Here is a 20,115-nt window from a genome sequence, read left to right as displayed (position 1 = left end):
CGCTCCGGGATTTTTTATTTGCGCCCTCTCGGGCCGATGAACATGTTCGAAGATTATGCCATCACTATCACTTAAAGGGCAGCGCATGCCCGCCTCTCCTATACGGAAACTCGTTCCATTCGCAGATGCTGCCAAAGCCAACGGAACCACGGTATACCATTTGAATATCGGACAACCCGATATCAAAACTCCGGAAGTCGTTCAGGACGCCATTCATGTGGCTCCGGTTGAAGTGATCGCCTATTCGCATTCCGAAGGTAATCTCACCTACCGAGAGGGACTGGCTAAATACTACCGTAATTTGGGCATGGAGGTCAACGCTCATGACATCATGGTGACCACTGGCGGATCCGAGGCATTGAGCTTTATCATTGGTGCCACTATGGACCAAGGTGACGAACTTATCGTTCCAGAGCCATTTTACGCTAACTACAACGGTTTTTCCATTGCAAATGGTGTCGAGGTAAAAGCGGTAACCGCATCCATTGAAGACGGTTTTGCCCTTCCAAGCATCGAGGAATTCGAAAAGCTGATCGGGCCTAAGACCAAAGCTATTTTAATCTGTAACCCTGGCAATCCGACCGGATACTTGTACAGCGAAGGCGAATTGGAGCAACTTCGCGCATTGGTGATCAAACACGACTTGTACCTCATCGCCGATGAAGTGTATCGCGAATTCTGCTACGACGGAAAGTCGCATCACTCGATAATGGCCTTGGGCGGATTGCACAACCATGCTATTATGGTCGACAGCGTTTCGAAAAGATACAGTATGTGTGGCGCGCGAATCGGCTGCATTGTATCGCGAAACAGCCAGTTGATGGCCACTATCATGAAATTCGCACAGGCGCGTCTGAGCCCTCCAAGTCTTGGCCAAATTGCGGCCGAAGCTGCGTTGAGAACACCTGCTTCCTACTTTGAAGAGGTGATAGAAGAGTACGTAGCTAGGCGGAACGTATTGGTTGAAGGTTTGAATAAGATTACCGGGGTAAGATGCCCTAAACCATCAGGAGCATTTTACTGCATAGCAGAACTCCCGGTAGACGATGCCGATAAATTCGCAGAGTGGTTGCTTTCTGACTTTTCTTATGAAGGGTCGACCATCATGCTCGCTCCAGCGACAGGATTCTATTCAACGCCTGGAAAAGGCAGGCAAGAGGTGCGCATTGCCTACGTATTGAATGAGGACAGCTTGCGCAAATCGCTCGTCATTCTGGAAAAAGCGCTCGAAGCCTATCCGGGCCGAGAATCCTAATGTTGGGAGCGGTCGAAAATATCATTCGTGTTTTTGGCTATACGCTATGGATCGAGATTCTGACCGTTTTCTCGCCCGGCACCATTGGATTGGAGCCTCAATTCCTGATGCCCGCCGTTTTGGAAGAAAACAGCGGACTCGTTTGGGACGATGAACACCAGACTTTTTGGACGCACAACGACAGCGGGGACAAGGCTCGTTTATTCGAGGTCGACACTACCGGCACCATACTGAACGAAGTTATGCTCAATGGTGCCTCGAATGTAGATTGGGAAGAACTTGCGTTGGATAGAGGTACCAATACTCTGTACGTTGGGGATTTTGGAAACAACCGCAACAAACGCAGAGACCTGTGCATTTATAAGCTTCCATTGCCTCGTGGATCGGAGACTGAAGTTACCACCGAGAAGATTTCGTTCTCATACCCCGACCAAGGTGCGTATCCGCCCGAAGGGCGAAAAAAAGAATTCGATATGGAGGCGATGGTATATTGGAACGATTCGCTTTATCTGTTTTCGAAGAATCGAACTGAACCTTATTCCGGATATACGAAGATGTATCGTGTGCCCGCACAACCGGGAGAATACGTTGCGGAATTGGTCGATTCCTTTGCCACGGGGGGCACCTATTACATGGCACAATGGATCACTGCTGCCGATTTGAGTCCGTCCGGAGACCGTTTGGCACTTCTCAATAATGGACATTTATGGGTATTTTACGATTTTGAAGCACCCCGTTTTCTGAAGGGTAAGGCACGGAAATTCTCATTCGAAAGAACTACTCAAAAAGAGGCCGTAACTTTTCGGAACGACAGCCTATTGTACGTTTCAGAGGAGAAGAGCAGTGGTCCAGGGGCACTTTATCAAGGTGTGATTCCGGCCGTTGGGCCCTAAGGGACAGTTTAAGTCCCCACGAGGTAGGATATTGACCTCGTGAAAACGCTTCTTACCATTGTTGCCTTAGCTATTCTTGCGCGCTGTAGCCTGCCGCCACCACCTACTCATACACTTCCCGACTTTTTTGAATCGCCTGGTGACTCGGACATTCGGATTGCATTCTACAACGTTGAGAATCTTTTTGACACCTTCAACGATCCTGAGAAAGACGATGACGATTTCACTCCAATGGGCAGTCATCGTTGGACTTATAGCCGTTACCGAGCCAAAGTTGGTGAGCATGCTCAAACGATCAGAGCGGTAGGCGGTTGGAGTGGAGTTGATATTATCGGATTGGCAGAAATTGAGAATTCAATCGTGCTAGGAGACTTGATCAATGCCCCGAGTCTGAAGGAGCTCAACTATCGATTTGTGCATTTTGAATCCCCGGATCCACGGGGAATCGATGTAGGGTTACTGTGGAGGAACCAGAAGATTCATTTAGATACGGCTGCACCGATCGCCCTGCCCGTGGACTCAGGTGATCGACCGCTACGCGATATGCTTTGGTGCAGGTTCGTATGGAACGAAGTCGGCTTTCACCTTATCATTGCTCATTGGCCCTCGCGATATGGTGGTCAAATGGCTTCAGAAGAAAAAAGGAAGTACGCAGCCAAAAGAACGAACGAGTTCCACGACCGAATTTCGATCGAATATCCCGGAGAGTGGATCGCTTTTATGGGCGATCTAAACGACGAACCCCACAATGAAGCCCTAAGCGCGGTTCTTGGGTGGAGTAATTCGGCTGGGCGATGGGATCCACATCCTCCGCCGCCCAACGAATGGCCCGGCTCCCACGTCCATAAAGGTAAATGGAGCCTGATCGACCAATGCTATATTTCGAAAAACCCATCGAGGCAAGTGCCCAGTGTGAAGGCAGATACTTTGCATCTTTTCCCTGCCCGCTGGCTTCTGGAGGAAACGGACGGAGGCGATTGGATTCCCTTTCGAACCTATCTAGGCCCCAGTTATCACGGTGGAGTAAGCGATCACCTTCCCTTTTATTTCGATATAAGTTTGGAGTAAGTCACCCTGAGCTAAAATCATCACCTTGCTTTTTCCTTTCGCAATTGAGTGGTTTAGCGCAGATGATGGGCAGGTTTTCTATAGCATTTCTGATGTTGGGTGCCTTGGCATTGGTTTCTTGAAAAAAAGAAGCCGAAGTCATTCCGGACAATAACGCTCCGTATTACGAGTCGGTACCGCGAGTACTCATCGAGAATTACATGAACAGAAGCTTCATCGACCTTATTGGTCGGGAGCCTTTAGATGTTGAAATGGACTACTATGTCGACTACCTCAAGATCAACGACTCGAGCTTTGAGTCCAGGGATAGTATGATCGTGGTATTGATGACCGACACTCAACCTCGACCCGAAGAAGGTTCATATAAAGAGGCCTGCCACCAACGCATTTACGACCTGGCCAAAGCTCGCTTCTTAGAAGGAGTTTCCGACGCTCAAGTACAAAGTGAGATCGGAATACTTGCATTCGCCCTTCAGATCGACAGCTTGAATGGAGACTATGCAGGTTCTTCCGAAACTCTGCGCAAAATGCGTAAGCTTCAGAGCGTCATCGATTGTCGATTGGATTATCAGAATGATTCCATTGAACTCGACTCGGTCTGTGCCCGTATGATCGACAACAGCATTTACGACTTCATCAACATGAATACATTCAATTTCGTGAATGCTTCATTTGATAATCTTTTTTGGCGATACCTGACTGAGGCGGAGTTCCGGGCGGGGTACGACATGATCGAAAGCAACCAGAGTCAGATCATCTTTGGTGGATCCGGAACGAATAAAGAAGACTATATCGACATTTTGGTTCGCCAACGAGAATTCTACGAGGGAAATATCGTTTGGGCATATACTACCCTTATGGCTCGCGATCCATCGACGTTGGAGTTGGCAGATATGATGAACCATTTTTGGTACGATCACGATTTTCAGCGGGTTCAGAGAAAGATCATAAGAACAGACGATTATGCGGGGTTCTAGGACAGCGGTAAGATTAGCTTTGGTCATTTCGGGATGTCGAAAAGAGGAAGACATCTATGAAGTGAATCCGGAAGACCTGCAATTGGTCGAAACGAGTAAGTTCAAGCTAAAGACTACGAATCAATGCGTGGCCATATTATACGCTAATCTTTTTCAGACGGCTTTGTCTGCTAATAAACTCGTTGAGATCAACCGGCTTTTTAACGCTGTTGGCGATGATCACGTCGCTAAAGAGGTATTGATCTCGAATTTCATGAATGACGCATCGGTGGTTATCCCCTCCGATACCGACATGCGCGCGGACCCTGAGACCTTTATTTACGAAACGTATGTTCGGTTTTTGATCCGCCGACCGACCGAGGCCGAACAAGCGTATTTCGTGAATTTGATAGAAACGAATACGGACATCACCGCAGAGTTGATCTACTTCTCTTTTGCCTTATCTGACGAATACGAATACCACTAGAATATGGAACGCAGAGAATTCCTCAAAAAATCAGCTTTAACGGCATTCGGTAGTATCGTAATGCCGTACATATTGCCCTCGGGCGGCTATATGCGCAAACAGGTGCGCCCATGGCCGGACACGTAGTATACGTACTCTTTGCCGGTGGGGTACGTCAGCAAGAAGCTATTCTTAAAAGATACCTAGACGACAGTCAAAATGTGAGTATCCCGGGGAACATCATGTGCAACATGTTCAACGGAGCGGCTCCGCAAGCTAAGATCGTTTATGGAACTAATGTACCAGGGGAGCCCGACGGGAGTGCTCCGATTTCCGGTATTCTAGGTTCGACCATTCAAGCACAAGGAACGACCTTTGCCGAAGTACGGGCGGCCACAGCAGGCCATTACAGTGGTCTAAATACACTGATCACCGGAAACACGGGAGTGACACAAGGACTAAAGCAAAAACCCGTTTTCCCTACTATTTTTGAATATCTGCGTCGTCACGCGGGCTTCAAGGCAACCGATTGTTGGTTTGTAGGCAACGGTATTGGAAACTCCACACCTCTTCTTGATTACTCGGAGTATTCCGGATACGGCGCACAATACGGTGCCAACTTTCTTTGTCCGGCCGTAGCCTTTGGCGATGAGGGGGAAGAACATCTTTCAAACGCCAAGATCTACCATCCGGATGAAGAGCTCGATCCGATGTACAAAATGAAGTACTTCCTCGACAATGCCTTCCGATCTAACGGCGGTATTCCAGTGCCCAACATCGGCAACACGGAAGAAGAAAAGCAAGAGATCAAGCAGTTCATTTCTGACATGTTCGATAAAAAAGCGGCTGGTCAAGAGACCATGCCCCCGGTGGCCGACAATGGAGACCTTAGAAATACCGGCTGGGCTTGCGAGGTTATGCAACGATTTAAGCCAAAAGTTACTGTAATCAATCTTGGAGCGGTCGACGGATGCCATTCCAATTTCACAGGCTATTAACGAAGCCTGCACAGGGCAGACCACGGTGTTGGTTTCCTATGGGACTACATTCAGACCCGGATTCCGGACATGGCAAACGATACCATCATGATCGTTACACCCGAACATGGTAGAAACGACAATCCGAACCCTATTTTGGATGAGAACGATTGGTTCGCCTACGATCATAGCGATGCCAACAGCATGCGTGTTTTCACACAAATGGTAGGCCCCGGTGTTCCAAGTAACTTGACAGTAGGTAGCGAAACCAATCAAGTTGGTACGACCATGGACAACGTACTTACTATCGGAGAGATCTTTGGGGTTTAAAGCGATATCCAAGCGGCCGGTTTCATGTTGGGTAGTGCGATGAGTTTATTCGACCGAATATGACAAAGCATTTTTCCATATTGCTCGCGGTCGCTTTCATCGCCATTATGATGAGTTGTAAGGACGAGGCTAAGGACAATCCGTTCAACGATCCCAACCTCCAGGAACCGGTGGACTCAGTGAATACGAATACGCTCACACAGGGCACCTTCGCGTACCTCCATTACAAAGTCTTTAGACCAACTCGTGCAAATAGCGGCTGTCACGACGGAACATTCGAGCACGATCTTCGCACGATCGAAAGCGCGTACAACACCTTGGTATATCGGCCAGTCGTTAAAAACGATCCGAGCAATTCTTATGAATTCAGGGTAAAGCCCGGCAATGCCAACGAAAGCGTTCTTATGAATCGCTTAACCGTCGATATCTACCGGCAATCGGGCATTATGCCACTGAGCATTGACCCGGAAAGCGATTGGTCCACAATGGAGGCAACTTACGAAGACCATATACGCAACTGGATAAACAACGGTGCCTTGGACCAGTTCGGAAGTGCACCCTCGGCCGGGAACCGTGAGCCTCAGATGCTCGGAGTTGTTGCTTTTGCGGACGGAAGCTCAACTTCCCTACCTCGAGGTGCCGGAAACGGCCCCATAGAAGTACCCCTGGGCACGCAAAGTCTGGAGATCTGGATCGCGTTTGAAGATGACGACACTCCCGTGTCACAGCTCGGGGTAAATGAAATTCAATTCAGTAATGAGATCAATGACTTTGCGAGCTCACCCAGTGAATCACTGAATATCGCAAGTCAAGCCGTAACCGCAGAAGGCTATTTTGGCGACCCAGTGAGCTATCGACACAGCATTACGATCGACCCCGCTCAGTACGCCAACCTAAGTGAATTCAGCTATTTCAGAACCACAGTACAAGACAACGCCAATCCGCCTTCCGAAATCCCTAATCAAGGAAGTTTTCAATACATCAAAGAATACTTCGCCTTCACACGAGTCCCGTAATGAAGAAGTCGCTCGCGAACATATCGTTGTTATTGATTCTCGGCCTTGCGGCCGGATGCGCAAAGGAGGTGGATAATGGCATCTCTAACGTCCCGGCGATCGAGATCCGTCAAGTATCGCCCTTGACCATCGAGGAATTCGACGGTAATGTAAAGGTGTTCTTGAAGTATCAGGATGGCGACGGTGACTTGGGGTACCCTGAAGCCGATAGTCTTTCGCTAGAAGTTTGGGACGCCCGTTTAGCCGAGCCCGATTGGTACTACGTCCCTGCTCTGGCACCCGTAGGAGAAGTGCTTTCCATAAAGGGCGAACTCGAGATCACCTTGAACGGAACGTTCATCTTAGGTAACGGTACTTCGGAAACCACCACCTTCACCATGCGAATCCACGATAGAGCCGGGAATTGGTCCAATACCGTTGAAACTCCAACGATCACCATCGTAGAACCCTAAGCACGATGAAACATTGGATCCCCACCATCATCGGAAGCCGATGCTTACTGAGCGGAAGTGTATTCGCTCAGGGGGACTTCTATATGTCTAATGCCACGATCAACGATTGCTACGGTAATTTCTTCGATTCGGACCTCGGCATGCCAGCCGGAAACTACGATCATAACGAGAACCTCACCTTTACGATCTGCGTTCCACAAGCGACACAAATCACCATGATCTTTTCGCAATTCTGTACGGAGGCCGTTCTCGACTATATTCGATTCTACGATGGCCCTGATACTTTAAGCCCTTTGATCTTTGGCCCTTGGTCGGGCGGAAACACCCCTCCGCCCATCGTTGCCACATCGGGTTGTTTGACGATTAATTTCATCTCGGATGTTTCCGTCGCCTGGACCGGCTGGATCGCCGAATTTTTCAGCGACGTTCCACCGCCGGTTCCACCGAACATCACCAATGTCACAGGAACGTGTAGTAGCAATCAATTGACTGTAGACTTCGACGGCCCTATCGATTGCGACTCCTTGAACACAGGAGCTTTTGCCCTTACTGGCACTCCGGGATACGCCATCACCTCCGTAAGTCCGAACCCATGCGTTAACGATTCGGCTACTTCCGTAATCATCGGACTCGATAACCCGATTTCCGATTGCGCCAGCTTTGGACTCGATTTTGACCTGACCCTGGCCGATGCCTGCGACTCATTGCACTTTTTTACATTGACCCAGGCATTCGATGTTTTCGACTGCCCGCTAGATGTAGACCTCCTAACAACGACTGACTCGCTCTGTGGCGGAGGTTGTGCCGACCTCAGTGCCAGTGTGAGCGGCGGTGACTGCAACTACAGCTTTGTTTGGAACAATGGTTGGCCGAATAGCCCCGGGCCTCATGCTCTTTGTACCTCAACGGACAGTACGGTATTTGTTACGGTCACGGACGGACAAGGACTTTTGGCCACGGATACCATTTCGATCTTCGCTATAGACGCTCCGGTGGCCGGACCAGATACTTCTGTTTGCGATTCGTACGGCTTGCTTCAACTCATTGGTGCTTCTCCGGCAGGAGGGGTTTACAGCGGTCCGGGAATTGTTAGTCCGACATGAATCTTTGACCCGTTAGTCACCGGACCCGATACTTTTTTCGTCTACTACGACCATCAAGGGTGTATCGACAGTTTGGAAATAGGTGTTTATGAATTGGATGCCGGTCCCGACACGGCCGCGTGTCCGGGAAGAGGACCTGTTGTTTTGAATAATACGAATGCTCTTGGAGGAACTTGGACGGGGCCGAACATTACTTCGGGAGGAGTATTCACACCTCCTGCGGTCGTCGACTCCTTCACTGTTTATTATTCGGCCAATGGATGTACGGATTCACTGGTGATTCGAGTCGACAGTATTCAGCTAACACCGTTTGACACCGTTTGTCAAAGCGATCCCATAGTTCAACTTCAATTTGTTCCACCCGGAGGGTTTTGGACCGGACCGGGTATCGTTGATGGTCAGCTAGGCTATTTTGACCCGGACGAGGCCGGAGGCGGATCTTATATTCTGACCTATACGATCAGCGGTTGCGCAGGCTCTATCGACATTTTCGTTAAACCCATTGATATTGGACCAGGCAATATATTAGTGTGCCCGCAGGTCGACAGCGTGGACCTCCCTACTCCTAATCCGGCCGGAGGTTATTGGTCCGGTCCGGGGATCATAGATACCGCGGCCGGAATCTTTGCTCCGAACACGATCGGCACTGGTGGAAACTACAATCAAAACGTCTACTACCATTTCGATGGCTGTATAGATACACTTCAGGTCAGAGCGAGAAATACCAACGTCGACAGTGTCCACCTCAGAAGGTGCATTTCAGATGGGCTCTTTGACTTAAATAACGGTAATACAGGTCGCAACCCCTGGAATGGGGACCGGACCGGGCGTGATCGACCCCGACAATCCGGGCGAATTCGATCCGGTCGTTGCCGGACCCGGCTTGCATCTACTTTACTACGATGCCAATGGTTGTCGCGATTCCATGTACATCGAAGTCTTCGATGTTCCGGTAGTGAATGACACCACGGTATGTGAAGATTCAGGACAGATCGATCTAAATGAGTCCGTATCGGGAGGAATTTGGACCGGGTCCGGGATCGTAGTGGATACTATTGGTCTTTTCGACCCTGTCTTAGCCGGAGCAGGAAGCCACACGCTGTACTACGACATTTTTGGCGCGTGTCGCGACAGCATGGTCATTACGGTCGATAGCCTTCCGGTCATCGATATGAGTTTCATCGACTCAACTTACTGTTTCATCGATAGTGTCATCGACTTGCAAATCGCGCCGCTAGGCGGAAACCTAACAGGAAATGGGGTCGTAGGCAACAATTGGAAGGCGGCACTGGCCGGGTCGGGGCTCCACCTCCTGCATTACGAGGTTATCAACGGAACTTGTTATGTAAGCGATTCAGTTTTGGTGCTGGTGCGCGATACTCTCGAAGCTTCGAGCACCGTGGATAGCACGGCGATTTGTTACGGCGATTCGGTGACCGTGAACGTCAGCGCTCAGGGAGGCGAATCAACGAGTATTCAATACTTATGGAGCGATTCTTTAGGGGTTGGCCCGGTACAAATTCTGACGCCGCTAACCACCACTACTTACTACGTCACCGTGACCGACTATTGTTCCGAGCCCGTAGTTCTGCCGGTGCACGTGGAGGTATTTCCGGAAATCCGGGTAGAGTTACAGCGGTCCGATACGGTGTGCTACGATTCAACCGGTTGGGTCAGTGTGCAAAGCTTGACCGGGGTAAAATACGACTTCGCTGGGCTTACCAACCCACCACAAAATGCCGCCACCATTGACATTCAGCGCGGCACCTATTATGTAGAAACCACCGACCCGAATACAGGCTGCTCTGTTCGCGATACCATAACCCTCCCTTCATTTAGTCAGCTGAATGCCAACTTCAGCTTGAATCCGAACTTCGATTGCATCTACGTGAGCGAAGCCGACGTAAACCTCATCGATTTCAGCATTGGTGGAACATACGGTTACTGGGATTGGGGCGACGGAACCGCTATCGAAACCTACCAACTCGGTCAATATCCTCAGCACACGTACTCGGACTCCGGCCAATATACCGTAACGCTCTACCTCGAAAATGAGGGAGGCTGTTTCGAGGTCCATCAAGAAACACTATGCGTTGAGCTCGACCCGGGATTGTGGGTTCCGAACGCATTTACCCCGGATGCCGACAACTTGAATGGCGGATGGCGGCCCCAAGGCTCACAAATCGAAGAATATCGTCTCCTCATATTCAATAGATGGGCGAACTCATGTTCGAAACCGACGATTTTTACGAAGCGTGGGACGGCACTTATAAAGGGGAACCGGCCAAAAGCGATGCCTACGAATACCGCATCTGGTTTCGCTACGTCGACGCGCAGGACACCCGCGAACTCATTGGCCAGCTCTACCTAATTCGCTAAGGTCAAGCAATTTTAAACTATATTGTAATTCCGCATTATGGCCCTACGGGCCGATGCGGCACCCCAAACCAAACCCAACTGCGCGTCTAGCGCACCAGATCACCTATGCCCGAAAAACTCATTTACGAGAGTAAGAAATCGAAAATTTACTTCTTTGAAGATTCCGAATGGGATAAGCCCGTCTTACTCAAGGTCTTGAACTACGAATTCCCTACCCCGCGGGACATTTCGCAGTTCTACAACGAATTCGACATCATTGAAGGACTCGGGATGATCGGTACCCGAGAGGCCTTGAAGTGCCTCAAGCATCGGGGAAAACACGCCATGTACCTCGAATGGGTCGAGGGAAAAACGGTCAAAGAAGCCTTTGCCGGAAAACAGGAAGATATTCGCGACTTCCTCCATTTGGCCATAACCATAGCTCAAGCCGTTGGAGAGTTGCACGATCAAAACATCATACACAAGGACATCTCGGGAAACAACATGATCGTGAACCTCCAGGAACGTTGGGTCAAGATCATTGATTTCGGGATCGCCTCGAAGATCACTCAGAAAGAACAGCATTTAGGAAATCCCGAACACCTCGACGGAACACTCGAATACCTCAGCCCGGAGCAAACCGGGCGCATGAATCGCGTTATCGACTACCGAACGAATCTATACTCCTTAGGTATCGTTTTCTACGAAATGTTATGTGGAACTACTCCATTTGCGGGTCAAGATGCGATGGGGATCGTTCATGGCCATATTGTCATTTCTCCTACTCCACCTCACCAGGTAAATTCGATAGTGCCTAAGGTGATCTCCGACATCGTAATGATCTTGTTGGCCAAGAAGTCCGAGGATCGATATCAATCCGCTCAGGGACTGGAAGTCGACCTGCTGAGATGTTTTGACGAACTTACCGAGAAGGGCTCCATCGAGCCGTTTAGGCTCCAACAAGAAGACCATTCCGGAAAATTCAGCCTTTCGCAGAAACTGTATGGCCGGGACCGGGAGATCGAGCTGTTGTTATCGAAGTTCGAATCGGCTGCCTCGGGCGGGCTCGAGCTTGTGTTCGTGGCAGGATACTCGGGAACGGGAAAATCGGCCTTGGTCCACGAAGTGCACAAACCCATTACCGAGAAGGCCGGGTACTTCGTCGAAGGAAAATTCGACCAATATCAGCGCTCTGTTCCGTATTACTCATTGGTAAAGGCTTTCAGCGAATTCATAGACATTCTGCTCGGTGAAAACGAGCAGCGATCGAGCACCATGCGAAAACGAATTCTCGAGGCCGTTGGCGAAGAGGGAAAGGTACTTACCGATGTATTGCCCGGCTTAGAGCTCATCATAGGAGAGCAGCCCGATATCCCGGAACTCGGGGGTAGTGAGGCCCGGAACCGGTTCAACTACGTTTTCAGAAAGTTCGCAATCGCCGTTTCTACCGCCGAACATCCGGCGGTGGTGTTCATCGATGATTTGCAGTGGGCCGATTCGAGCTCGTTGATGCTCTTGAAGAGTTTGGTGACCGACCCCGACAATGACCATTTGCTGTTCATTGGAGCATATCGGGATAATGAAGTCAGTCCATCACACCCATTCATGATCACCGTAGAAGAAGTCCGAAAACCGGTACTGAGATCTACGACCTCAAGATCGGGAACCTCAGTTTTGAGCATGTGGGTGAATTAATCTCCGATGCATTGGATTGATCTCCGGACGAAGTCAATGACTTGACCACTCTGGTGTTCAACAAAACTCAAGGAAACGCATTCTTCGTGACACAGTTTTTAAAATCGCTTTACGAAGATTAACTGCTGGTGTTCGATAGAGAGCGAAAGGCATGGAGTTATGCTTTGGATCGGATCAACGGAATGAACATCACGGACAACGTGGTGGAGTTCATGGCGGCTAAAACGCTGAAGCTGCCCGAAGAGACACAACGAGTACTGAAGCTAGCCGCATGCTTTGGAAACCAGTTCGACCTAGACGTGCTCGTGACCATAAATGAAAGATCCGAATCAGAGACCGAAAAAGAACTTCAGCCAGCATTGGCCGAAGGTCTCACATTGCCGCATAGCGGATTCGGATTCAAATTCGCCCACGACCGTATTCAGCAAGCGGTTTACTCTCTTATTCCAGAGGGTGACCGCAATGCGAACCACTTTAAGATCGGACGACTGCTTCTTCACGGCGTTGACGAAAGCGAGCCGGATGAGCATTTATTCGACATCGTGAATCAATTGAATTGGGGAGTCAAGCTCCTCGAAGACGACAAGCAACGCAGGGAGTTGTGCGAACTGAACCTCAAAGCCGGAATCAAAGCGAAAGAGTCGTCGGCGTTTAAGGTAGCATACGACTACTTCGTGGCCGGAATCGAACTTTTGGGTGAGGATCCGTGGAAGAATCAGTATCAATCGACCCTACAACTTCACGCTTTAGCCGGAGAGACTGCCTATCTGAATGGCGATTTCGATCGAATGAACGAAATGATAGGTCTGGTGATCGACAAGGCCGAAAACCTATTGGAAAAGGTGAAGTCCTACGAAATCAGAATCCTCGCGTTCAAGGCTGAGAACAAGCTTATAGATGCGATAAATACAGGTCTGGACCTATTGGGCCAGCTCGGCAAGAAGTTCCCAAAGAAACCTTCGATGCCACATGTCATGGGGGCTTTGGTGAAGTCCAAGATCCAGCTCCGCGGCAAATCCAACGAGGATTTAGCGGTTCTACCGGCCATGACCGATCCCGAAAAAATAGCAGCTATGCGCATCATAGCAGACATTGCGAGCTCTAGTTACTGGGCTACTCCTACCCTATTTCCCCTGCTGATCTTTTGAATGATGGAGCTTTCCCTTAAACATGGAAATACTGCTGTATCGACCTTTGCCTTCGCCACCTATGGGGTGATCATGTGTGGGGTATTGGGAGCAATGAAATCAGGGTATCAGTTCGGAAAACTTGGCCTTATTTTGTTAGAGCAATACAAGGCGAAGGAGTGGAAAACACAGATCTACACACCGATCTATTGCTTGATCGTTAATTGGAACGAACACATTGACCAAACCCCGGCCCCGCTGCAGGAGTCGTACCATATCGGCATGGAAACCGGTGCCATTGAATTCGCCTGTATGAATACGAACATCTACTGTGTTCACAGCTATTTAAGTGGCAAGCCGCTGGAGCGGTTGGAAGTTGAAACCAGATCGTACAGCCAGAGTTTCGATCAGTTCAAGCAAGAGACGAACTTCAATTACAACGAGGTCTATCGACAGGGTATGCTGAATTTCCTTGGTCGATCGAAGGATTCCATCGTTTTGACCGGAGAAGCATACGACGAGGTTAAGATGAAAGCGCAAAGTGAAGAGCGGAACGACCAAACGGGCATGTTCTTTTTGCATTTCACCAAGCTCATCCTTTGTTATTCGTTTGGGGAATACGAAAAAGCCGCCATGCATGCCGCCGAGTCAAGAAAGCTTTTAGAGGCCGTATTGGCCAAGTTCGAGATTCCAAATCACCATTTCTACGAGGCATTGACCTTGTTGGCGCTCTACAAAAGGAGCTCAGGTGTTCAGAAGAGGAAGTCTATCCGAAGGGTTCGCAAAACCATTCGCCAAATGAAGAAATGGGCAAAAGATGCGCCGGAAAATTACATGCACAAGTATCATTTGCTCAAAGCAGAGCTATACAGGGTAAAGGGGCGGTTCAAAGAGGCAGGTTTGAAGTATGACGAAGCTATTAAAGTTGCCAGTCAGAACAACTTCACCCATGAAGAAGCCATGGCCCAGGAGTTGGCCGGTGTGTTCTACATAAAACAGCGGTCGGAGGGTTTGGCCGAGCATTACTTAAAATCTGCATACAACAACTATCGCGAGTGGGGTGCGCAGGCCAAGTTGCGAGCATTGGAGCAAGAGCATCCGAGCTATGTTTCCGGGGTACATTCGGGAGCGGGACTAGGTACTCTCTCATCGAGCGGTTCCAGTTCCATGGGTCGGACGAATAGCATGTTGCTCGACTTGAGTACGGTACTAAAAGCATCGGCCGGCATTACTCGTGAGATCGTACTGAACAAACTGCTAAAGAATCTGATGCAGATCGTAATGGAAAATGCGGGTGCGGATCGCGGAATGCTGTTACTACGAGAAAACGAGGACTTCGTGATTCAGGCCATGTCGGAAAATTCGGGTGCCACGGTCGACATTCTGCAATGGATACAATATACGGGAAGCGGTATTCTATCGGAGACCGTGGTTTCGTACGTGATTCAATCGCAGAAAAACGCCGTGGTCCAGGATGCCAAGAATGATGTGCGCTTTACGCGATGTGATTACATCAAGAAATCAACCGTACAATCGATCTTGTGCTTGCCGATCCTCAACCGAGGCAAACTTGACGGCATTCTTTATCTCGAAAACAATCATACCACGGCGGCCTTTACACAGGATCGCGTTGACCTGCTCGCCCTACTATCGGGGCAGATCGCCGTGTCGATCAACAACGCTATTCTGTACGAGAATCTGGAGCAGAAAGTTGCGGATCGTACGGCCCAGCTGGCAGAAGAGAAGAAGAAATCGGACGACCTCTTATTGAATATTTTGCCGGCGGAAACAGCTGAAGAGCTAAAGCGAGACCAAAAAACCACACCGCGTCACTTTGATATGGTCACCGTGATGTTCACTGATTTCAAAGGCTTTACCACTATGAGTGAGCAATTGACTCCTCAAGAGATCGTGGAAGAGCCGGGTCGATGTTTTGGGGCTTTTGATCGTATTTGCGACGCTCACAAGATCGAAAAGATCAAGACCATTGGAGACTCCTACATGTGCGTGGGCGGGTTGCCCATAGCCAATTCGACGCACGCCGCAGATGCGGTTAACGCCGCTTTGAAAATGCGCGATTGGATCAAAGAGTACAAAGCGATCTCTCGCGAGCAGGGCAAGCCGATATTCGAAATACGGATCGGTTTGCATACGGGGCCCGTGGTTGCCGGGGTCGTAGGATCAAAGAAGTTCGCCTACGATATTTGGGGCGATACCGTGAATACGGTGGCTCGGATGGAGGCGGCAGGCGAAGTCGGAAGAGTCAACATATCCGGAAGCACGTATGAGGCTGTAAAGGACCTATTCGAATGCACATACCGCGGAAAGGTAGATGCAAAACACAAAGGACAGGTCGATATGTATTTCGTTGAATCCATTAACTCCAGTGTACAAAAATGAGTCTATTTCCACTAGGCTCTAACGAGTCTGATATTGAGCGCGTATATCGTGAAGCACATGGAGAAACACGAATCGAATACTCCAAAACGGGCGGATTCTTTGGGCCTAATTTGCGCAACCTCAACCACCTCGAGGTAGGGCGTTCCAAAATCATCAACTGTTGGGTAACACGACTAGGCGAAAGGCTACTGGTGATCTACCAAAGAACCGTTGAGTGGTTAAAAGACTTGATAAGAAGTATATATCCTCGTAGAATCGTCATTTACGGACGAAGGAAGGACGCCTACGTAACGGCCAAGCTGACCTTCTCGAAAAGGGACGACCACGCCGTGCCTATGCACAATATGCACTGTCAATTTTGGGCCCGAACCTATCTGGGAGGGTGGCGGGTGTTTTCAAGCGGGTGGAGTGATCGCGATGGAGTAGTAAAACTGGAATTCGACTTTTTAGAATCGCGCCGCAGGTGCTACCATTCTTTCCATTTCGAAATACATCAGATCGAGCACGTATTCTTTGATTCAACTACCCAAGAAGCGAAAACCAAGTTCGAGGTCTTTGAGCGCGTAAAAGTGCCCAAAGGGGACCTCACGGGAATGGGCTACGATTTGGGCAACCTGCAACTGCATTACTGGGAGTATCGGCGCGATGTTGATTTTCCGAGGGTGGTTATCAAAGACCACGATGAAGATGCCCCGGAATATTATAGCGCCGGACGAAATGATGCCATTCAACAACAATTTATTCCGATAGAGTTGACCAAGGACAAGCATTTAGCTCAGATCGCGCCGGATCCAGATTCTCTATCAATTCCCGAGATCCAAAGGGACTATCCTAAGAACTTAACCGTAGCGATGGAGGAAAAGCTTCCGGGATCGACCCGTTGTAATTACCGGTTTGGGCGACGTATGATGAATGGGATGAACTGCGCGACGTTTGTTCCCGATGAGCACGAGCAAGATCGATACTGGGTCAAGTACTTTGGTGCCTGTGATTACGAAGTGAATGACGAATACGCATTCCCCACGGTATTGATGAAGTTTCATATTCCACTCGACGGTCTCCCGGTACCGGAAGAGATTCGAACCGTTGACCCCATCGACAAGTTCGACAAAGACCTTTATCGCGAACGTCGATTTACGAAAGACGACGGGGATAAATGGGAGCAAGCCAAAAGAGTAGCGCGAGTATCGGGCGGATTATCGATCGAGCTCGACGATCATTTCTCGGGAACACTCGTCAATACGGAACAGTTTGCCATCGCAGGCAGGCGAAACTTGAGAATGAGCTCTTTATCGACCCTTCTATTTCCACATTTGAAGGAAGTGGTGTTGGTCAATCACAGTGCCGACGACATACTCATAGGTCCGGGATATATTCCACGTGCCTCGGCCCTGACCGCTGACGGTATAGTAGAGCGCTGCACCGATATGATGGGGGTCTTGGATTGAAAGAACTGGGTGCCCATGGAGGTCATCAACGACAAACACACCTACGCTAAGGCCGAAAACCTCTTTTGGGAAGTAGTGGGAACTTTTGTCGATGAGTTCATAGGTAAAAATGAGCGCGGTATACGGCAATACTGGTTCGAGGTGTTTCACTTTTCAGAGGACCTCGTGAACAACAGCGCCCCTGTGTTCCATGAACAGGTGGTGGACGAAAGCATCGCGCCGCAGGCGCATAAACTATTTAAACAGCGCGTCGAATACTACCATGCGCGGTACCGGTTCGACCCAACCCTGGAACGGGTGGTGTACAAGGGCAAGTTGAGGAGTATGAGTCCGATCACGCGAAATCCGCTTGAACCCGATCCCGGGGATATGGAGAATCTGAAAGCGGCATGCAAGTACGCTATTATGCAGGCCACTTTCATGCATACGTGGGTGAACGAGCACCAATACGAAGATATTGCGAGGTGCTTTACAGCAGTTTGGGGCTGCGTTTCGGAGACCATAAAGATGGTATCTTCAGGCCGGAGCAAGACTATTCAATATCGCCGGACCTAACGAGGGCGAGTCAAATGATGTGGTTCAGTAACTTACTGTCGCGCAACGAATACGGCTTCATTACCCGAAATGAAGAGAACGACATCGACCCCCTGTTTTGCCACCTTCTAGAAGAAAAGCGAGAGGCCTTTAAAGAGCTTTATGTAGAGATCGACAACATAGAATCGCGAACCAATATCTAAGTTATGAGCGCAACGGCCATCCACCTTGAACATGCAACGGAGCACGGAATTCACGGCCACTGGAATCGGTTTTACCTATGACTATTCAGCGAAATGTTCAGCTGGGCCATCGTATTTACCTTGAGTTTGACACACCGCAAGCGAATGTCGCACGATAATGGAATTGCCGCGGGCGGAAAAGTGACCATTGTTCCGAACCCGAAATTCCCGGCCCACAAATTCTTTGCCCCGGGAAGAGTATTCCCGTGTCGTATACGCCATGCCTCTGCCACTTTCCTGGACGATGCCATGAACTGCATCCGGAGCATGTCGATCAAATTCAGCGACCACCACTTTAAGAGTCCTTTCGATATCGAAATGAATACGGGCGAAATCAGCCTGTTTTAGTCGGCCAACAGCTTTATGCAATTCGCCAAGCTTCGTCGCGAAAAATACGGGATCGAATACATCGATTACTACAAGAAATACCCGGAAGGACTCAAGGGTGCACAGGTTGCTCTTCGGCGCGATCCCACCAGTTTTCACAACTTGAGGTATTACTGCAAAACGCCATTTCGGTTCGTGTGCAAGGATCAGATTCCGCGTTATGCGAAGTATCGCGTACGGCCGCTCGACAACGAGCCCGAAACCGGTATCTTCGAGGACCCGAGCACCGTGGACACCGGGAATCAGCGTATTCTCCCGCACGAAACTCGGGGCAGAAATTACCTGAAGTACGAGTACGGAGATCGCGTGAAACGAGAGGGAGCCAAGTACATGATGCAAATTCAGACCCGCATCGCACAGGACGACGACGACCCGGAGATCTTCAACAACATGGTAACCTGGGACGAACACGCTCATCCGTGGTCCGACCTTGCCGTGATCGAGATCGACCACGTGTACGATTGGAAAGAAAGCTGCCGTACGAGCTTCTCGCTCAACCACATGCCGAAATCACTGGGCATCATCAAGGCTAAAAGCGTGTACGACTACAACAGCCTAAACTACATGCGGTCGCACAGCGAAAAAGCCCGCGTAGCCCGCATGCTGAGCTACAAACTCTTCGGATACCCCAACCCGATCCCGGACAACGACGACCGCAATTCCGGCGACTGGGCCAAGATCCAGCTGGAAAAGATCAGGAACCTATCGCGGAGTTGAACTAATGGCCCCAGATAGAGGTTTTATTTCTCTTGCCCTACGGGCAGATGAGCAACTATGTCGGATTCTATTTCTTCTGGTTTGGTCGTGGGAGCATACCGTTTAATAGGGGTGCCATCGGGTCCGATCAGGAATTTCGTGAAGTTCCACTTAACCGCATTTCCGAGCGCTCCGGGAAGGGTCTTCTTCAAATACTTGAAAATGGGATCGGCATCTTTACCGTTGACCTTTACTTTTTGAGTCAATGGAAAGGTTACGCCGTAATTCAATTCACACGTTTGGGCCATCTCCAAATTGTCGAGGGGCTCTTGTCCGGCAAATTGATTACAGGGAAATCCAACGATCCGCAATCCGTCCTTACCGTACTTCTTGTGCAGTTCCTCAAGTCCTTTGAATTGAGGGGTAAGTCCACATTCAGTGGCCGTATTGACCACGAGTAACGCTTTTCCTTCGAACTGCTTTAAAGGAAGTTCTTCTCCGGTCGATTTATTCGTTGTGTATTCGTAGATGTTCATTAGTTGAGTGGTTGAGTGGTTGAGTGGTTGAGTGGTTCAGAATTCTCAATTTTTAATTTTGAAGGCTTAAGACCAGAAGATTATTTACTAACGATTAGATATAGGTCTTGAAATTGAATCCCCCTCTTTAACGGGAAGGATTCAATTTCAAGACCATGTTCCAAAGTTCTTTTTCC

General features: G+C 49.5%; 20 protein-coding genes. 19 read left to right on the top strand and 1 reads right to left on the bottom strand.

Annotated features, from left to right (window positions below; translation table 11 throughout):
• The first annotated feature begins 55 nt into the window (after window positions 1-55).
• The 19 genes from J4F31_05895 to J4F31_05805 all read left to right on the top strand — a co-directional run bounded on the left by J4F31_05895 (window position 56) and on the right by J4F31_05805 (window position 19,424).
• A complete protein-coding gene (locus tag J4F31_05895) occupies window positions 56-1,255 on the top strand; it encodes a pyridoxal phosphate-dependent aminotransferase (GenBank protein ID MCE2496093.1) in 1,200 nt (399 codons plus the stop codon).
• Entirely contained in the window at window positions 1,255-2,148 is an 894-nt protein-coding gene (locus tag J4F31_05890; protein ID MCE2496092.1) for a hypothetical protein, read from the top strand. Before J4F31_05895 ends, J4F31_05890 begins: the two co-directional genes overlap by 1 nt.
• A gap of 39 nt (window positions 2,149-2,187) precedes the next feature.
• On the top strand, window positions 2,188-3,216 hold the full coding sequence (locus J4F31_05885) for a hypothetical protein (protein MCE2496091.1): 1,029 nt from the start codon (window positions 2,188-2,190) through the stop codon (window positions 3,214-3,216).
• Between the two features lie 200 nt (window positions 3,217-3,416).
• Complete coding sequence (locus J4F31_05880; protein MCE2496090.1) at window positions 3,417-4,193, top strand: hypothetical protein; 777 nt, start codon at window positions 3,417-3,419, stop codon at window positions 4,191-4,193.
• Entirely contained in the window at window positions 4,180-4,659 is a 480-nt protein-coding gene (locus J4F31_05875; GenBank protein MCE2496089.1) for a hypothetical protein, read from the top strand. The genes J4F31_05880 and J4F31_05875 overlap by 14 nt, the downstream gene beginning before the upstream one ends.
• A 110-nt stretch (window positions 4,660-4,769) precedes the next feature.
• On the top strand, window positions 4,770-5,636 hold the full coding sequence (locus J4F31_05870; protein ID MCE2496088.1) for a hypothetical protein: 867 nt from the start codon (window positions 4,770-4,772) through the stop codon (window positions 5,634-5,636).
• A gap of 69 nt (window positions 5,637-5,705) precedes the next feature.
• A complete protein-coding gene (locus tag J4F31_05865; GenBank protein MCE2496087.1) occupies window positions 5,706-5,945 on the top strand; it encodes a hypothetical protein in 240 nt (79 codons plus the stop codon).
• Between the two features lie 59 nt (window positions 5,946-6,004).
• Window positions 6,005-6,961, top strand: a complete 957-nt coding sequence (locus J4F31_05860) for a hypothetical protein (GenBank protein ID MCE2496086.1) — start codon at window positions 6,005-6,007, stop codon at window positions 6,959-6,961.
• Complete coding sequence (locus J4F31_05855; protein ID MCE2496085.1) at window positions 6,961-7,413, top strand: hypothetical protein; 453 nt, start codon at window positions 6,961-6,963, stop codon at window positions 7,411-7,413. The genes J4F31_05860 and J4F31_05855 overlap by 1 nt, the downstream gene beginning before the upstream one ends.
• Window positions 7,414-7,418: 5 nt before the next feature.
• Window positions 7,419-8,516, top strand: a complete 1,098-nt coding sequence (locus J4F31_05850; GenBank protein MCE2496084.1) for a CUB domain-containing protein — start codon at window positions 7,419-7,421, stop codon at window positions 8,514-8,516.
• Window positions 8,517-9,327: 811 nt separating this feature from the next.
• On the top strand, window positions 9,328-10,887 hold the full coding sequence (locus J4F31_05845; GenBank protein ID MCE2496083.1) for a hypothetical protein: 1,560 nt from the start codon (window positions 9,328-9,330) through the stop codon (window positions 10,885-10,887).
• A gap of 113 nt (window positions 10,888-11,000) precedes the next feature.
• The gene (locus J4F31_05840; GenBank protein MCE2496082.1) at window positions 11,001-12,569 is read left to right on the top strand and encodes an AAA family ATPase; all 1,569 of its coding nucleotides are present in this window, start codon (window positions 11,001-11,003) and stop codon (window positions 12,567-12,569) included.
• Between the two features lie 128 nt (window positions 12,570-12,697).
• A complete protein-coding gene (locus J4F31_05835; protein MCE2496081.1) occupies window positions 12,698-13,717 on the top strand; it encodes a hypothetical protein in 1,020 nt (339 codons plus the stop codon).
• 3 nt (window positions 13,718-13,720) lie between these two features.
• The gene (locus tag J4F31_05830) at window positions 13,721-16,096 is read left to right on the top strand and encodes a GAF domain-containing protein (protein MCE2496080.1); all 2,376 of its coding nucleotides are present in this window, start codon (window positions 13,721-13,723) and stop codon (window positions 16,094-16,096) included.
• Window positions 16,093-17,544 (top strand): hypothetical protein, encoded by a 1,452-nt coding sequence (locus tag J4F31_05825; protein MCE2496079.1) that lies wholly within the window; start codon window positions 16,093-16,095, stop codon window positions 17,542-17,544. Before J4F31_05830 ends, J4F31_05825 begins: the two co-directional genes overlap by 4 nt.
• A 15-nt stretch (window positions 17,545-17,559) precedes the next feature.
• Window positions 17,560-18,099 (top strand): hypothetical protein, encoded by a 540-nt coding sequence (locus tag J4F31_05820; protein MCE2496078.1) that lies wholly within the window; start codon window positions 17,560-17,562, stop codon window positions 18,097-18,099.
• A 14-nt stretch (window positions 18,100-18,113) separates the two neighbouring features.
• Window positions 18,114-18,281 carry a hypothetical protein gene (locus J4F31_05815; protein MCE2496077.1) on the top strand — a complete coding sequence of 56 codons (168 nt, stop codon included), beginning with the start codon at window positions 18,114-18,116 and terminating at the stop codon, window positions 18,279-18,281.
• 93 nt (window positions 18,282-18,374) lie between these two features.
• Window positions 18,375-18,668, top strand: a complete 294-nt coding sequence (locus J4F31_05810) for a hypothetical protein (GenBank protein MCE2496076.1) — start codon at window positions 18,375-18,377, stop codon at window positions 18,666-18,668.
• Window positions 18,669-18,683: 15 nt separating this feature from the next.
• The gene (locus J4F31_05805; protein ID MCE2496075.1) at window positions 18,684-19,424 is read left to right on the top strand and encodes a hypothetical protein; all 741 of its coding nucleotides are present in this window, start codon (window positions 18,684-18,686) and stop codon (window positions 19,422-19,424) included.
• Between the two features lie 23 nt (window positions 19,425-19,447).
• Here the strand turns inward: J4F31_05805 and J4F31_05800 are convergent, their stop codons facing one another.
• A complete protein-coding gene (locus J4F31_05800) occupies window positions 19,448-19,939 on the bottom strand; it encodes a glutathione peroxidase (protein MCE2496074.1) in 492 nt (163 codons plus the stop codon).
• Between the last annotated feature and the right edge of the window lie 176 nt (window positions 19,940-20,115).

This window comes from Flavobacteriales bacterium (assembly GCA_021296215.1).
In the GTDB taxonomy this organism is placed as follows: Bacteria; Bacteroidota; Bacteroidia; order Flavobacteriales; family ECT2AJA-044; genus ECT2AJA-044.
Note: the sequence above shows the minus strand (reverse complement) of the source record. Positions and strands in the feature narration are given on the sequence as shown.

Bases quoted from the DNA above. Each gene is read 5' to 3' on its own strand.
- J4F31_05870 (MCE2496088.1), top strand. From the start codon at position 4,770: ATGGCCGGACACGTAGTATACGTACTCTTTGCCGGTGGGGTACGTCAG.
- J4F31_05805 (MCE2496075.1), top strand. From the start codon at position 18,684: ATGCAATTCGCCAAGCTTCGTCGCGAAAAATACGGGATCGAATACATC.
- J4F31_05860 (MCE2496086.1), top strand. From the start codon at position 6,005: ATGACAAAGCATTTTTCCATATTGCTCGCGGTCGCTTTCATCGCCATT.
- J4F31_05825 (MCE2496079.1), top strand. From the start codon at position 16,093: ATGAGTCTATTTCCACTAGGCTCTAACGAGTCTGATATTGAGCGCGTA.
- J4F31_05865 (MCE2496087.1), top strand. From the start codon at position 5,706: ATGGCAAACGATACCATCATGATCGTTACACCCGAACATGGTAGAAAC.
- J4F31_05815 (MCE2496077.1), top strand. From the start codon at position 18,114: ATGATGTGGTTCAGTAACTTACTGTCGCGCAACGAATACGGCTTCATT.
- J4F31_05840 (MCE2496082.1), top strand. From the start codon at position 11,001: ATGCCCGAAAAACTCATTTACGAGAGTAAGAAATCGAAAATTTACTTC.
- J4F31_05855 (MCE2496085.1), top strand. From the start codon at position 6,961: ATGAAGAAGTCGCTCGCGAACATATCGTTGTTATTGATTCTCGGCCTT.
- J4F31_05890 (MCE2496092.1), top strand. From the start codon at position 1,255: ATGTTGGGAGCGGTCGAAAATATCATTCGTGTTTTTGGCTATACGCTA.
- J4F31_05880 (MCE2496090.1), top strand. From the start codon at position 3,417: ATGAACAGAAGCTTCATCGACCTTATTGGTCGGGAGCCTTTAGATGTT.
- J4F31_05800 (MCE2496074.1), bottom strand. From the start codon at position 19,939: ATGAACATCTACGAATACACAACGAATAAATCGACCGGAGAAGAACTT.
- J4F31_05810 (MCE2496076.1), top strand. From the start codon at position 18,375: ATGTTCAGCTGGGCCATCGTATTTACCTTGAGTTTGACACACCGCAAG.
- J4F31_05845 (MCE2496083.1), top strand. From the start codon at position 9,328: ATGGGGACCGGACCGGGCGTGATCGACCCCGACAATCCGGGCGAATTC.
- J4F31_05895 (MCE2496093.1), top strand. From the start codon at position 56: ATGCCATCACTATCACTTAAAGGGCAGCGCATGCCCGCCTCTCCTATA.
- J4F31_05830 (MCE2496080.1), top strand. From the start codon at position 13,721: ATGGAGCTTTCCCTTAAACATGGAAATACTGCTGTATCGACCTTTGCC.
- J4F31_05820 (MCE2496078.1), top strand. From the start codon at position 17,560: ATGGAGGTCATCAACGACAAACACACCTACGCTAAGGCCGAAAACCTC.
- J4F31_05850 (MCE2496084.1), top strand. From the start codon at position 7,419: ATGAAACATTGGATCCCCACCATCATCGGAAGCCGATGCTTACTGAGC.
- J4F31_05875 (MCE2496089.1), top strand. From the start codon at position 4,180: ATGCGGGGTTCTAGGACAGCGGTAAGATTAGCTTTGGTCATTTCGGGA.